The 12,319-nt window shown below is 66.4% G+C and carries 12 protein-coding genes and 1 other RNA gene; 9 read left to right on the forward strand and 4 right to left on the reverse strand.

What is annotated here, in order from left to right:
- Positions 1-135 precede the first annotated feature (135 nt).
- Entirely contained in the window at positions 136-468 is a 333-nt protein-coding gene (gene trxA, locus IB269_RS03155; RefSeq protein WP_012206704.1) for a thioredoxin TrxA, read from the reverse strand.
- Between the two features lie 271 nt (positions 469-739).
- On the opposite strand from trxA, the gene IB269_RS03160 reads away from it, so the two are divergent.
- Complete coding sequence (locus IB269_RS03160; RefSeq protein ID WP_192366394.1) at positions 740-2,116, forward strand: TIGR03862 family flavoprotein; 1,377 nt, start codon at positions 740-742, stop codon at positions 2,114-2,116.
- A gap of 65 nt (positions 2,117-2,181) precedes the next feature.
- Here IB269_RS03160 and ffs read toward each other — a convergent pair.
- An RNA gene (gene ffs / locus IB269_RS03165) (signal recognition particle sRNA small type) lies at positions 2,182-2,278 on the reverse strand.
- Between the two features lie 100 nt (positions 2,279-2,378).
- Here ffs and dnaX point away from each other — a divergent pair.
- The 5 genes from dnaX (at position 2,379) to IB269_RS03190 (ending at position 7,348) form a co-directional block, all read left to right on the forward strand.
- On the forward strand, positions 2,379-4,574 hold the full coding sequence (gene dnaX / locus IB269_RS03170; RefSeq protein ID WP_192366395.1) for a DNA polymerase III subunit gamma/tau: 2,196 nt from the start codon (positions 2,379-2,381) through the stop codon (positions 4,572-4,574).
- A gap of 47 nt (positions 4,575-4,621) precedes the next feature.
- The gene (locus IB269_RS03175; RefSeq protein WP_012206701.1) at positions 4,622-4,954 is read left to right on the forward strand and encodes a YbaB/EbfC family nucleoid-associated protein; all 333 of its coding nucleotides are present in this window, start codon (positions 4,622-4,624) and stop codon (positions 4,952-4,954) included.
- Positions 4,955-5,099: 145 nt separating this feature from the next.
- Positions 5,100-5,690, forward strand: coding sequence for a recombination mediator RecR (gene recR / locus IB269_RS03180; protein WP_034396114.1), 591 nt, complete (start codon positions 5,100-5,102; stop codon positions 5,688-5,690).
- Positions 5,691-5,735: 45 nt separating this feature from the next.
- Positions 5,736-6,167: an MAPEG family protein gene (locus tag IB269_RS03185; RefSeq protein WP_096913656.1), complete on the forward strand. Its 432-nt coding sequence runs from the start codon at positions 5,736-5,738 to the stop codon at positions 6,165-6,167.
- A gap of 95 nt (positions 6,168-6,262) precedes the next feature.
- Positions 6,263-7,348 carry an ABC transporter substrate-binding protein gene (locus tag IB269_RS03190; protein WP_192366396.1) on the forward strand — a complete coding sequence of 362 codons (1,086 nt, stop codon included), beginning with the start codon at positions 6,263-6,265 and terminating at the stop codon, positions 7,346-7,348.
- Between the two features lie 67 nt (positions 7,349-7,415).
- Here the strand turns inward: IB269_RS03190 and IB269_RS03195 are convergent, their stop codons facing one another.
- Entirely contained in the window at positions 7,416-8,951 is a 1,536-nt protein-coding gene (locus tag IB269_RS03195; RefSeq protein WP_192366397.1) for a transglycosylase SLT domain-containing protein, read from the reverse strand.
- Complete coding sequence (gloB, locus tag IB269_RS03200) at positions 8,951-9,724, reverse strand: hydroxyacylglutathione hydrolase (RefSeq protein ID WP_012206696.1); 774 nt, start codon at positions 9,722-9,724, stop codon at positions 8,951-8,953. Before gloB ends, IB269_RS03195 begins: the two co-directional genes overlap by 1 nt.
- Here gloB and IB269_RS03205 point away from each other — a divergent pair.
- The 3 genes from IB269_RS03205 to IB269_RS03215 all read left to right on the forward strand — a co-directional run bounded on the left by IB269_RS03205 (position 9,723) and on the right by IB269_RS03215 (position 12,307).
- Complete coding sequence (locus tag IB269_RS03205; RefSeq protein ID WP_192366398.1) at positions 9,723-10,553, forward strand: class I SAM-dependent methyltransferase; 831 nt, start codon at positions 9,723-9,725, stop codon at positions 10,551-10,553. The genes gloB and IB269_RS03205 overlap by 2 nt on opposite strands.
- Positions 10,550-10,996: a ribonuclease HI gene (rnhA, locus tag IB269_RS03210; protein WP_013801482.1), complete on the forward strand. Its 447-nt coding sequence runs from the start codon at positions 10,550-10,552 to the stop codon at positions 10,994-10,996. The genes IB269_RS03205 and rnhA overlap by 4 nt, the downstream gene beginning before the upstream one ends.
- A 225-nt stretch (positions 10,997-11,221) precedes the next feature.
- Entirely contained in the window at positions 11,222-12,307 is a 1,086-nt protein-coding gene (locus tag IB269_RS03215) for a porin (protein ID WP_047218951.1), read from the forward strand.
- Positions 12,308-12,319: the final 12 nt, after the last annotated feature.

A 12,319-nucleotide genomic window follows, 5' to 3' on the forward strand; every position in this document is an offset into this window, starting at 1 on the left:
ATTATGACAGGAAAAAATCCGAAGGTCACAGGGAAATTTGCGCTGGCGCCTCGTTTATGCGCCAGTGCGATGCGGTGCTGCGGCCAACGCCGGCCCGCATCTGTGACGGCCCCATGTGCGGGGCCGTCGGGGGAATCAGGCCAGGTGCTGTTCCAGGAAAGCGGACAGCTGTGCCTTGTTGAGGGCGCCCACCTTGGTGGCGGCAAGCTGGCCATCCTTGAACAGCATCAGCGTGGGGATGCCGCGGATGCCGAACTTGGCGGGGATCTCGCGGTTCTCGTCCACATTCATCTTGGCGATGGACAGCTTTTCCTTGTAGGTCTGCGCTGCTTCGTCGAGGATGGGGGCGATCATCTTGCAGGGGCCGCACCATTCGGCCCAGTAATCGACCAGCACCGTGGTGCCAGGCTGCAAGACGTCGGCTTCAAAGCTTGCGTCGGAGATGTGTTTGATCAGTTCGCTGGCCATGGGTGGAGTCCTTGATTTTTCGCAATGAGGAAGGCGCAGGAAAATCCGCACCGCAAAAAGATTGTGACAGAAACCTATCACCTGCTGCACCGTATGGGCGGTAGCTCAATGCTATGACTGTCATAGCTGTTTATGGGGTGGCGACAGGGTTGCCGGGACTCCGGGAATTAGTGGCGCCTGCGCGCAGACCGGCCTGCGGCAGGGTATTCTGCGCGCCCGCGCTGCAGGCATATGTGCCGGCCGGCAGCGCCAAGTTGAATGCGAGCATGGAATGGAAACTGATGTGATGGATGCTTTTGAACCCGGTGCGGCAGCGCGCACGATGGACTGCGATGTGGCGGTGATCGGTGCGGGGCCTGCGGGCCTGATGGCGGCCGAAGGGCTGGCCGGCAAGGGGCTGGATGTCCATGTGTTCGAGGCCAAGTCCTCCGCTGGGCGCAAGTTCCTCATGGCAGGCAAGGGCGGGCTCAACCTGACCCATTCCGAAAACCTGCCCGCCTTTGTCTCCCGCTACGGCGAGCGCAGTGCCGAGGTGTCGCGCTGGTTGGAGCTGCTGTCCCCGGATCAACTGCGTGCCTGGGCCGGTGAACTGGGCGTGGAAACCTTTGTGGGCAGCTCGGGCCGCGTATTCCCCAAGGACATGAAGGCTGCGCCCTTGCTGCGTGCCTGGCTGGTGCGTCTGCAGACCCAGGGCGTGGTGCTACACACGCGCCACCGCTGGGTGGGCTGGCAAGATGGCGATGCGCTGGGCTTTGATACACCCGAAGGGCGGCTGCAGGTGCGGGCAAGGGCCGTGGTGCTGGCATTGGGCGGTGGCAGCTGGGCGCGCCTGGGCTCGGATGGCGCCTGGCTGCCCTTGCTGGAGCAGCGCGGTGTTGAAGTCGCTGTGTTGAAGCCTTCCAACTGCGGGTTCGATGTGGGTCTGGATGGCGCGGCTTCGGGCGGACAGATCGATCGCCGGGAGTTCATGGCCGAGCTGCTGGGTGCCAGCCCCCAGCCTGCGCGCGGCTGGAGTCCTTATTTCACCGAGCGCTTTGCGGGCCAGCCCTTCAAGTCGGTGGCGCTGTCCTTTGATGATGGCAAGGGCCACGTTTTCTCGCGCAAGGGCGAATTCGTTGCCACGACCACGGGCGTGGAAGGCAGCCTGATCTATGCCGTCTCTGCGGCGTTGCGCGAAGCCATTGCGCGCGATGGGCAGGCCACCGTACATCTCGACCTGCTGCCCCAGTTGACGCCCGAGCGCGTGCTGGTGGAAGTGCGCCATCCGCGCGGCTCGCGCAGTCTGGCCAGCCATCTGAAGGGACGCCTGGGCCTGGACGGCATCAAGGCCGCCGTGCTGCATGAGGTACTGGGCAAGGAAGGTGTGGCCGACCCTGTGCGGCTGGCCCATGCCATCAAGGCCCTGCCCATCACCGTGGTGGCGGCCCGACCCATTGACGAGGCCATCAGCACGGCAGGTGGCGTGCGGCTGGAAGCTCTGGACGCCAACGGCATGTGCGCAGCCGCTCCTGGCGTTTTCTGCGCCGGCGAGATGCTGGACTGGGAGGCTCCCACGGGCGGCTACCTGCTGACGGCGTGCATGGCCAGCGGCCTGCAGGCGGCGCAAGGCGTTGCGCGCTATCTCAAGGTGGATGGCGCAGAGCGTTAAGGAGGAGAGGGTGCCGCAGCGGGCCTGGACGGGGCAGGCGCCCGCAGGGCCTGCTGTTCAATGAAGGTGACGAGCCTTGCCCTCGGCACTGGTTTCACGGTTAGGGCTGCTTGGTTCCCCACCTGACCCGGTTGGCCGCTTCCCCATGCGAGGAGGCCCGTCACTCCCGATTATAGGGGCAAACACCGGGCCGCCCGGACGACATGGCCGGCCAAACCCGGGTCGCCTGGGGCAAGGGCGCCCAGCCCCGTAGAATCGCGGGATGTCTTATCTTGTGCTGGCCCGCAAATACCGCCCCCGCAATTTCTCTGAAATGGTGGGGCAGGAGCATGTCGTTCAGGCGCTCACCAATGCCCTGACGCAGCAGCGCCTGCACCATGCCTATCTGTTCACCGGCACGCGCGGCGTGGGCAAGACCACGGTCTCGCGCATTCTGGCCAAGTCGCTCAACTGCCAGGGCGCCGATGGCCAGGGCGGCATCACGGCAACGCCCTGCGGCGTCTGTGCGGCCTGTACCGAAATCGACAGCGGGCGCTTTCCCGACTACACGGAGCTGGACGCTGCCTCCAACCGTGGCGTGGACGAGGTGCAGAGCCTGCTGGAGCAGGCTGTCTACAAGCCGGTGCAGGGACGCTTCAAGGTCTTCATGATCGACGAAGTGCACATGCTCACGAACACGGCCTTCAACGCCATGCTCAAGACGCTGGAGGAGCCGCCCGAGTACCTGAAGTTCGTGCTGGCCACCACCGATCCGCAGAAGGTGCCCGTGACCGTGCTCAGCCGCTGCCTGCAGTTCAACCTGCGGCCCATGGCGCCCGAGACCGTGCTGGAGCATCTGGGCCAGGTGCTGGGGCAGGAAGGCGTGGCCTCCGAGCCCCAGGCCCTGCGCCTGCTGTCGCGCGCCGCGCGTGGCTCCATGCGCGATGCGCTGTCGCTGACCGACCAGGCCATTGCCTTTGGCAGCGGACAGCTGCAGGAGGCCACGGTACGCCAGATGCTGGGCAGCGTGGACCGCAGCCATGTGTTCCGCCTGATCGAGGCACTCGCCCAGGCCGATGGCCAGGTGGTGGTGGAAACCTCCGAGGCGCTGCGCCGCAATGGCCTGTCCGCCTCCTCCACGCTGGAGGAAATGTGCGCCGTGCTGCAGCGCATGGCCGTGGCACAGGCCGTGCCGCAGATGGCCGCCGACGCCAGCGATCCAGAAGCCGCAGAGATCGCCCGCCTTGCGATGCTGATGCCGCGCGACGAAACCCAGCTGCTCTACAGCATCTGCCTGCATGGCCGGGCCGAACTGGGCCTGGCCCCCGACGAGTACGCGGCGCTGACCATGGCGCTGCTGCGGCTGCTGGCGTTCAAGCCGCAATCTGCAGAGCCCGCCCTGGGCGCGGCTGAAAAAAAAACTCCAGCGCTGACCCCCTCCACGGCGAAGCCTGAATCTCCCGCGTCCGTGGCGCAGGCGCAGCCTGCACAGCCCGCTGTGCCCGAGGCGCCCGCTGTGCCAGCCAAGGCGGCCATGCCCGTCCCGGTCGCGCCTCCTGCTCCTGTCGCGCCTGTCGCGCCTGCCGCATCTCCAGTGACCGCTGCGCCCGCCGTGGTCACTCCCGTGGTGCAGGCCGTTGCGGCTGCAGCGCCTGTTCAGGCGCCCGTGGCCGTGGCCGCAGTTGCCAGGCCGGAACCTGTGCTTGCGCCTGTCCAGGAGGCCAGGCCTTCCGCTGCTCCAGAGGTGAAGCCGGCCGCCGGTGTCGCCCAGGAGCCCCTGGACGAGCCTGTGGATGAGCCCGTGGACGATGTGCAGGAAGACGAAGACTCTTCTGCCGATGAGGCGCCACAGGCGCAGGATGCCGATGCACTGGACGAGGGTGCCTGGGCCGGGATGCCCGATGAAGGCTGGGCCGACGAAGGCCGCTGGAGCGATGACGGAGATCTGGCCCTGGAGCCGCCTGCCGCTGCCGTGGCACGGCAGTCCGAACCGCAGATCGACACTCAGATCGATGTGCAGGACTTCGCTCCCGAACGTGGCCGCCAGTCCCCCGGTGCGCCACCCGCGCCGACCGTGGAGCGCACGCCCGATGGCGATGTCTGGCACGCTGCCGTCCAGCAACTGGTGCAGGCCGAGGCCGTCACGGCGCTGGCGCGGCAGCTGGCGCTGCAGTCGCAACTGGTGGCGCGCGATGGCGATGCATGGACGCTGCGCGTGGAAAGCAGCTCGCTGGCCCAGCCCGCCACGCGCGAGCGCCTGCGTGCGGCGCTGGAGGCCGCTGGTCTGGCGCGGCAACTGCATGTGGAGCAAGGCGCCGTGGCAGACAGCCCCGCGCGGCGCAATGCGGTGGCCAGCCATGAGCGCCAGCGCATTGCAGAAGACATCGTGATGAACCATTCTCTGGTGCAGACCCTGATCCGCAGCCATGGCGCGAAAATCGTGCCCGGCAGTATCAAGCCCGTATCCATTCAGCCCTGACACGCTCTAGAGCGTTTCGTTTTTACCCTACAGAAGAAGGAACTCACATGTTCAACAAAGGACAACTGGCCGGCCTGATGAAGCAAGCCCAGGCCATGCAGGACAACCTCAAGAAGGCCCAGGATGAACTGGGCAACATCGAGGTGGAAGGTGAATCGGGCGCGGGCCTCGTGAAGGTGGTCATGACCTGCAAGCACGACGTCAAGCGCATCACCATCGACCCCAGCCTGCTGGCCGAAGACAAGGACATGCTGGAAGACCTGGTGGCTGCCGCCTTCAACGCCGCCGTGCGCAAGGCCGAAGAGACTTCCAACGAGAAGATGGGCAAGCTCACGGCCGGCATGCCCGGCCTGCCGGGCGGCATGAAGTTCCCGTTCTGAGGCAGGCCCCAGCGGTTGTGCCGATCAGCCTGGAGAGGCCATGCCGGCTTCTCCAGCTGCCCACTCGTGTGGAGTGGCCATCGAGCGATCTGCCCCTGCAGATCGCTTTTTTTCTGAGAACCTTCTCCATTGAAAGGAAGCTGCCATGTCGGACGTGCAATCGCTCGATGGCCTGATCGAGGCCTTGCGCAGGCTCCCGGGTGTGGGCATCAAGTCGGCGCAGCGCATGGCCTTCCACCTGCTGCAGCGCGACCAGGACGGCGCGCGGCAACTGGCCCGTGCCCTGACCATGGCCGTGGAGTCGGTCACCCACTGCGAGCGCTGCCATACCTTCACCGAAGGCCGCATCTGCTCCATCTGCCAGGACGAAGGGCGTGACGCGGCCCGGTTGTGCGTGGTGGAGGCGCCCGCCGATATGGCGGCCATGGAGCGCACGGGTGCCTACCAGGGCTATTACTACGTGCTGATGGGGCGGTTGTCGCCACTCGACGGCATAGGTCCGCGCGATCTGAACCTGTCATCCCTGCTGGAGCGTGCCGGCGACGGCAAGGTGCAGGAGGTGATCCTGGCCACCAGCTTCACGGCCGAAGGCGAGGCCACGGCCCATGCGATCAGCGAGGCCCTGAAGGCGCGCGGCATCCATGTGACGCGGCTGGCGCGCGGCGTGCCCATAGGCAGCGAACTCGAGTACGTGGACCTGGGTACGATCGCCCATGCGCTGGTGGACCGCCGGTAGTGGCCGAGGCGGCTGGCGTTTCTTGTCTTTTCATCAGGAGCCTGTATGCCGACCTCTGTCATCCTGCCGCCCGGCGGCTTCTCCATAGCGCATTGGTGCCTGCTGGTGGCGGCCCTGCTGCCGCTGGCCTGCGCCTACATCGCCAAGGCGCCCGGCATGAAGCACCGGCCGGGGCAGCGCGGTTTCGACAACCACGAACCCCGGGCCTGGCTGGCGCAGCAGACGGGCTACCAGGCACGGGCCAACGCGGCGCAGGCCAATAGCTTCGAGTGCCTGCCGTTCTTCATTGGCGCCCTGCTGGTTGCCTGGCAATTGGGTGCACCGTCCGCGCGTGTCGATGGCCTGGCCGTGGGCTTTGTTGTGTTGCGTATTGCCTACATCGCCTTCTATGTGACGGACCGCGCCACGTTGCGCAGTCTGGCCTGGGCGCTGGCGCTGGTGGTAAATCTGCTGCTGTTTTTCGCGGGCTACCGCTGAGGCCTGGGTGAGACCTGGGTGAGGGCCGGGCGCGTGTTCACCGCTCGCCGTGCTGGCCCTGAAGCCTACGGTGTTTCACATACGGGCAAGCACCGATGCTGTGCATGCGGGCTCTGGGCATGATCGTGTTGCACTGCAGCAAAATAACCATCATGTCTTCCCACGTGCTTGATCGCCGAACCTTGTTTAGCCTCATGGGGCTGGGTTCCCTTTGGTCGTTTCCTTCCCTCGGTTCGGCCGAGCTGGTGACGATTTCCGTGGGCGGTCAGGGCCTGCTGTATTACCTGCCACTGGTGATTGCCCAGCAACTGGGGTACTTTGAGGCCGAGGGCCTGACCGTGCGCATCGATGACTATCCGGGCGGGTCTCAGTCGCTGCAGGCGCTGGAATCGGGCGCCGCCGATGTGTGCGCGGGTGCCTATGAACACACGCTTGTCGCGCAGCAGCGCGGCAGTGTGCTGCGTGCCTTTGTCGTGCAGGGGCGTGCGCCGCAGATTGCGCTGGGCGTGTCCTCGCGCTGGATGCCGCGCTACCAGACGCTGGCCGACCTGCGCGGGCGGCGCGTGGGCGTGTCCTCGCTGGGCGCATCCACGGCCCGGGCCGTGCAACTGATGCTGCTGGGCGAGGGTCTGGAGGCCGATCTGGTGCAATTGGTGGGTGTGGGCTCGGGGCCTGACGCCATGGAGGCGCTGCGCACCGGGCGCGTGCATGCGCTGTGCCATGCGGACCCTCTGATGAGCGTGCTGGAGGACAAGGGTGCCGTGCGCATCGTCAGAGACCTGCGTGATCTGCGCAGCAGCGCGCAGCTGTACGGCGGCTCCATGCCCTCGGGCACGCTGTACGCGACCCAGGCCTTTTTGCGCAAGAACCCGGCCAAGGCCCAGGCGCTGAGCAATGCCATGGTCCGATCGCTCAAGTGGCTGCAGACCGCCGCGCCCATGGATGTGCTCAGGGCCGTGCCTGCACCCTATCTGCTGGGCTCGCGGCGCGCCTATCTGTCGGCCTTCGAGCACATGCGCACCACCATCTCGCCCGATGGCCTGATGCCCGATGACGGGCCTGCCACGGCCCTGCGCGCCCTGGTCCGGCTCAACCCTGCGCTGGCGCGCAGCGGTATCGACCTGGAGCGCTCGTTCACCAACGAATTCGTGCGGCAGTCCCGCCAGCGTTTCCACACCTGAGCCCCCGGGCCGCACGCAAAAGAGCCCGCGAAAGCGGGCTCTTTGGAGTGGGGCAGTGGCGGTGCCTTCAGCGCTTTTTCACCTTGGATGGCTTGCCGCCACGCGGCGCCGTGGTGACCGACACCTTGGCATTGCGGTTTTGCGGCTGCACGGCTACCTTGCGCGCGGTTCCGGTGGACTTGGCCGCCCGGGCATTGCCGCCGCTGCTGGCGCGCACCGGCAGGTAGGCCACCAGCGATTGGCCGGCATGCAGGGTGGCGGAGGACTTCAGGTCATTCCAGTCCGCCAGATTGGACGCGCTGACGCCGTAGCGGTTGGCCACGCTGATCAGCGTGTCGCGCTTGCGGGCCTTGATGGTGGTGCGGCGCGTGATGATCTCGGGGGCAAAGCTGATCTGGCCGTTGTCGGCCACGTGGCCGGCCACGTCGGCACGCACGTTGGCGCCGCGCGGCACCATGAGCGCGGAGCCTGCCTTGATCAGCATGCGCGGGGGGATGTTGTTGAGGGCGCGCAGGTCGGACTCGCCCAGGCCCACACGCTGGGCCGCCTCGGCCACGCTGATGGTGGAAGGCACGGTCCACACGGTCCAGCTCGCGTACTGGCCTTCGTCGAAGGCCTGCATGTTGCGGCGGAACACCTTGGCGTTGTCCCAGGGCAGCAGGATCTCCGGCGTGCCGGCCGCAAAGATCACCGGCTTGCGGAAGCTGGGATTGAGCGCCTTGAAGTCATCGGTCGATACATCGGCCAGCTTGGCCACCAGTTCCACGTCGATGTCACGGGTGATGGTGACGGTCTGGAAGTAGGGGTGGTTCTCGATCAGCGGCAGCTCGGTGTTGAACGCATCGGGGTTGGCCACGATGTTCTTGACGGCCTGCAGCTTGGGTACGTACATGCGGGTCTCGGCCGGCATCTGCAGGTCGGTGTAGCCCGTGGGCAGGCCCAGCTTCTCGTTGCGCTTGATGGCGCGGCCCACGCTGCCTTCGCCCCAGTTGTAGGCGGCCAGGGCCAGGTGCCAGTCGCCGAACATGTCGTAGAGCTTTTGCAGGTAGTCCAGCGCGGCGCGCGTGGAGGCCAGCACGTCGCGGCGGTCGTCGCGGAAGGCGTTTTGCTTGAGGTCGAAATAGGTGCCGGTGGCCGGCATGAACTGCCACATGCCGGCCGCCTTGGCGGTGGAGACGGCCTGCGGGTTGAAGGCGCTCTCGATGTAGGGCAGCAGTGCCAGCTCGGTGGGCATGTTGCGCCGCTCCAGTTCCTCGACGATGTGGAACAGGTACTTGCTGGAGCGCTCGGTCATGCGCTGTATGTAGTCGGGCCGGCTGGCATACCACTGCTCGCGGTCCTTGACCAGATCCTGGTCCAGGTCGGGCATGGCAAAGCCCTGGCGAATGCGTACCCACAGATCGCCCGTGGTCTCCAGCGAGGCCACGCCGCCGTTGCCGGCGCTGCCTGTGCCCAGCGGGCTCAGCGGTCCGTTGGGGTACATCGGGGAGTGCGGTGCGGTGCTGGGGGCGGGGGCCGTGCTGGCCAGGTCCGGGCTGCTGGTGGTGGCGCAGCCCGCAAGAGCCAGCAGGCTGCCCAGCAGCAGGGTGTGTAGCAGTTTCATCAGAAGACGTTTTTCCATTGGCGCAGGCCGGCCAGCACGCTGGCGGGGTCCTGCTGTCTCACCTGTGCGTCGAAGCCTGCGGCGGCGGCGGCCACTGCGGATTCGCGCGTTCTAAGAAAGGGATTGATGGAGCGCTCGGTCTCCATCAGGGAAGGCAGCGTGGGCCGGCCGGCCTCGCGCAACGCCTGACAATGCCTCTGGTAGTGAGCCAGGGCCTGGTTGTTTGGTTCCACGGCCTGCGCAAAGCGCAGGTTGGACATTGTGTACTCATGTGCGCAGCAGACCAGGGTGTTGTCCGGCAGCGCGGCCAGATCGTCCAGCGATTGCTGCATCTGCTGCGGCGTGCCTTCGAACAGGCGACCGCACCCCCCTGAAAACAGCGTATCGCCGCAGAACAGCACGGGCTGCGCCTGCGCCGCGGTGCTGTAGAAGGCGATGTGGCCGCTGGTGTGGCCGGGCACGTCAATGACCTGCCAGGGGCCGCCCAGGGCCTGCACGGTATCGCCACCTTGCACGCGCTGCACGGGCTCGGGCAACTGCTCGTAGGCGGGGCCCCAGACCTGGGCGCCCGTGGCTTGGCGCAGCTGCGCCACGCCGCCGACATGATCGGCATGGTGGTGGGTGACTAAAATGCCCTGCAACTGCAAGTCCAGCTGGCGCAGGCTGGCCAGCACGGGCGCTGCATCGCCGGGATCGACGACCAGGGCCTGCCCTGCGTCGTACAGCAGCCAGATGTAGTTGTCGGAAAAAGCGGGGATGGGCAACAGGTTCATGAGCAGCAAAATTATAGGGACGCATCACTGGACGCAATCTGCCCTCGGCCACTACCTGCTGGAATGGGAGCAGCAGCGCTGCGACGAGGCGGTGGCCGATATTTTCGGCTATCACAGCCTGCAGTTGGGCATGCCCATGCTCCAGGGCCTGCGCGCCAATCGCATGCCGCACCGCTGGCTGGCCCTGGATTCCATGCAGGATGCGGTGCCAGCCGAGGCAGTGCCGCCGCTGGAGGTGCCCGTGGCGCTGCTGGCCGATCCGGCCGCGCTGCCGTTTTCCGAGGCCAGCCTCGACCTCGTCGTCATGCCGCACACGCTGGAGACCTCGCCGGACCCGCATGCCGTATTGCGCGAGGCGGCCAGGGTGCTGATGCCCGAGGGCCGTATCGTCGTGTGCGGGCTCAACCCCGCCAGTCTGCTGGGCGTGCAGCGCCGTGCCGAGCGCGGCGTGTATCTGCCCGATGTGGGCTGGGGCGTGGGCTACTGGCGGCTGCGCGACTGGCTGCGATTGCTGGCCTTCGAGATCGAGGCCGTGCAGTTCGGCTGCTATCGTCCTGCCGTGCAGACGGATCGCTGGCTGCGGCGCTGGCAGTTCATGGACCGCGTGGGGCGGCTGGGCTGGCCCATGCTGGGCGGCGTGTACTGCGTGGTGGCCGTCAAGCGCGTGCCGGGCGCACGCATGCTGGAGCCTGCCTGGCGTGGCCGCGCAGCCGTGTCGGGCGCCTCCGTGCCTGTGGCCCACCGCATGCCGGCGCAGGCGATGCAGGGCGGCGATCCGCATTCCAACCGGCCTGAAGGCCGGGCCATTCAACCCAAGGAAATTTTTTGAATCAAGTTGTTATCTACACGGACGGCGCCTGCAAGGGCAATCCGGGTCCCGGCGGCTGGGGCGTGGTGCTGGAGGCCGGCAGCGCCAGGAAAGAGCTGTTCGGCGGCGAGCTGAACACGACCAACAACCGCATGGAGATGATGGCCGTGATCGAGGCGCTGTCCGCGCTCAGGCGGCCCTGTGATGTGGTGCTCTACATCGACAGCCAGTACGTGCTCAAGGGCATCACCGAATGGATCCATGGCTGGAAGGCCAAGGGCTGGAAGACGGCCTCCAAGGAGCCGGTCAAGAACGTCGAGCTGTGGCAGCGGCTGGACGCCCTGGTCCAGGGCGGTGGCCACCGCATCGACTGGCGCTGGGTCAAGGGCCACGCAGGCGACCCTGGCAACGAGCGGGCAGACGCCCTGGCCAACAAGGGCGTGGACCAAGCACTGGGGCGCTGAGCGCCTGGTGCGGGGGCGGGTGCAATGCCCGTCCCTTGCTTCCACCTCCCGAGACCTACCTACAACGCGGTAGATGAAAACCCCAGAACCAGAATTCGGCCCGCGCAGCTAATATTTCCATAAGTGGAAATTAGTTCGCGCCTTGCCAGGCATCTTCCGTGGCGTGGTGTTCAAAATTGCCACTTGTGGAATTTTTAAACCATCTCACGATGAAAGAGCCTTGCGATGAAATACAAAGCAATTGCCGCATTGGCGATGCTGGGCGGCGCGGGAGCGGCGCTGGCCCAGAGTTCGGTGACGCTGTACGGCAGCATGGACCTGACCATGCCCTGGATCAGCGATGTGCGGGGGAGCCGGCTGACGCGCATGGATTCGGCCATTTCCCAGCCTGACCTCTGGGGCCTGCGCGGCTCGGAGGATCTGGGGGGCGGCATGAAGGCCTCGTTCCAGCTGGAGAACGGATTCCTCACGGACATCGGCTCGCCGATCTCGCCGACCAGCTACTTCAACCGGGCTTCCTGGGTGGGTCTGGACAGCGCGTCGATGGGCTCGGTGCGGCTGGGTCGCCAGGTCGATTTCACGGCCGGCACGCTGAGCCAGTGGGGCAACGGCTACCAGCTCTACAACTTCTATCTCTACCACCCCGGCAATCTGGACGGCCTGTCCAGCCAGTTTCCGGTGGACAACTCCGTGGTCTACCTGACGCCCAGCATGGGCGGGATGCAGTTCGGCGCGCAGTACGGCTTTGGCGAGGTGCCGGGCCGCTCGCAGGCCAACCGCACCTACAGCGTCATGGGCAGCTATTCCAGTGCCAAGCTCAATCTGGCCGTGGCCTACACCGATGCGCGCGGCCGTGCCTTCGATATCGCCGGGCGCACGGGCCTGGCGAACGCGCTGGGCCAGGACCTGGTGGCGGGCCGGCCCCTGGTGCTCGATACCTTCCAGGTGCTGGGCATCGGCGGCGGTTACCAGCTCGATGCGCTTCCGGTCCGGCTCAACGCGCTGCTGACGCGCTCCACGCTCAAGTACGGCGGGGCCTCCAGCAACATGAGTGCGCTCGACCTGGGCCTGGCCTGGCAGACCAGCCAGTCCGTGACCATCAACACGGGCTACTCCTTCAGCCGCTTCGAGCAGACGAAGTGGAACCAGGTCCACCTGGGCGCGCGCTACGCCTTCTCCAAACGCACGCAGCTGCATGCCTCGGTCACGCACCAGCGCGCCTCGGATGGCGTGGCGGCGATGAATTCCGTGGGCGTTGCCAGCGGGCGCACGCAGACCGTGATTGCGGCAGGCATACACCACTCGTTCTGAGAGGCATGAGAC

Source organism: Delftia sp. DLF01, assembly GCF_014852125.1.
In the GTDB taxonomy this organism is placed as follows: domain Bacteria; phylum Pseudomonadota; class Gammaproteobacteria; order Burkholderiales; family Burkholderiaceae_C; genus Comamonas; species Comamonas acidovorans.

What these genes read in the sequence shown, in the direction of transcription:
- trxA (WP_012206704.1), bottom strand. Translation starts at nt 468, where the DNA reads ATGGCCAGCGAACTGATCAAACACATCTCCGACGCAAGCTTTGAAGCC.
- IB269_RS03160 (WP_192366394.1), top strand. Translation starts at nt 740, where the DNA reads ATGGAAACTGATGTGATGGATGCTTTTGAACCCGGTGCGGCAGCGCGC.
- dnaX (WP_192366395.1), top strand. Translation starts at nt 2,379, where the DNA reads ATGTCTTATCTTGTGCTGGCCCGCAAATACCGCCCCCGCAATTTCTCT.
- IB269_RS03175 (WP_012206701.1), top strand. Translation starts at nt 4,622, where the DNA reads ATGTTCAACAAAGGACAACTGGCCGGCCTGATGAAGCAAGCCCAGGCC.
- recR (WP_034396114.1), top strand. Translation starts at nt 5,100, where the DNA reads ATGTCGGACGTGCAATCGCTCGATGGCCTGATCGAGGCCTTGCGCAGG.
- IB269_RS03185 (WP_096913656.1), top strand. Translation starts at nt 5,736, where the DNA reads ATGCCGACCTCTGTCATCCTGCCGCCCGGCGGCTTCTCCATAGCGCAT.
- IB269_RS03190 (WP_192366396.1), top strand. Translation starts at nt 6,263, where the DNA reads ATGCTGTGCATGCGGGCTCTGGGCATGATCGTGTTGCACTGCAGCAAA.
- IB269_RS03195 (WP_192366397.1), bottom strand. Translation starts at nt 8,951, where the DNA reads ATGAAACTGCTACACACCCTGCTGCTGGGCAGCCTGCTGGCTCTTGCG.
- IB269_RS03205 (WP_192366398.1), top strand. Translation starts at nt 9,723, where the DNA reads ATGAGCAGCAAAATTATAGGGACGCATCACTGGACGCAATCTGCCCTC.
- gloB (WP_012206696.1), bottom strand. Translation starts at nt 9,724, where the DNA reads ATGAACCTGTTGCCCATCCCCGCTTTTTCCGACAACTACATCTGGCTG.
- IB269_RS03215 (WP_047218951.1), top strand. Translation starts at nt 11,222, where the DNA reads ATGAAATACAAAGCAATTGCCGCATTGGCGATGCTGGGCGGCGCGGGA.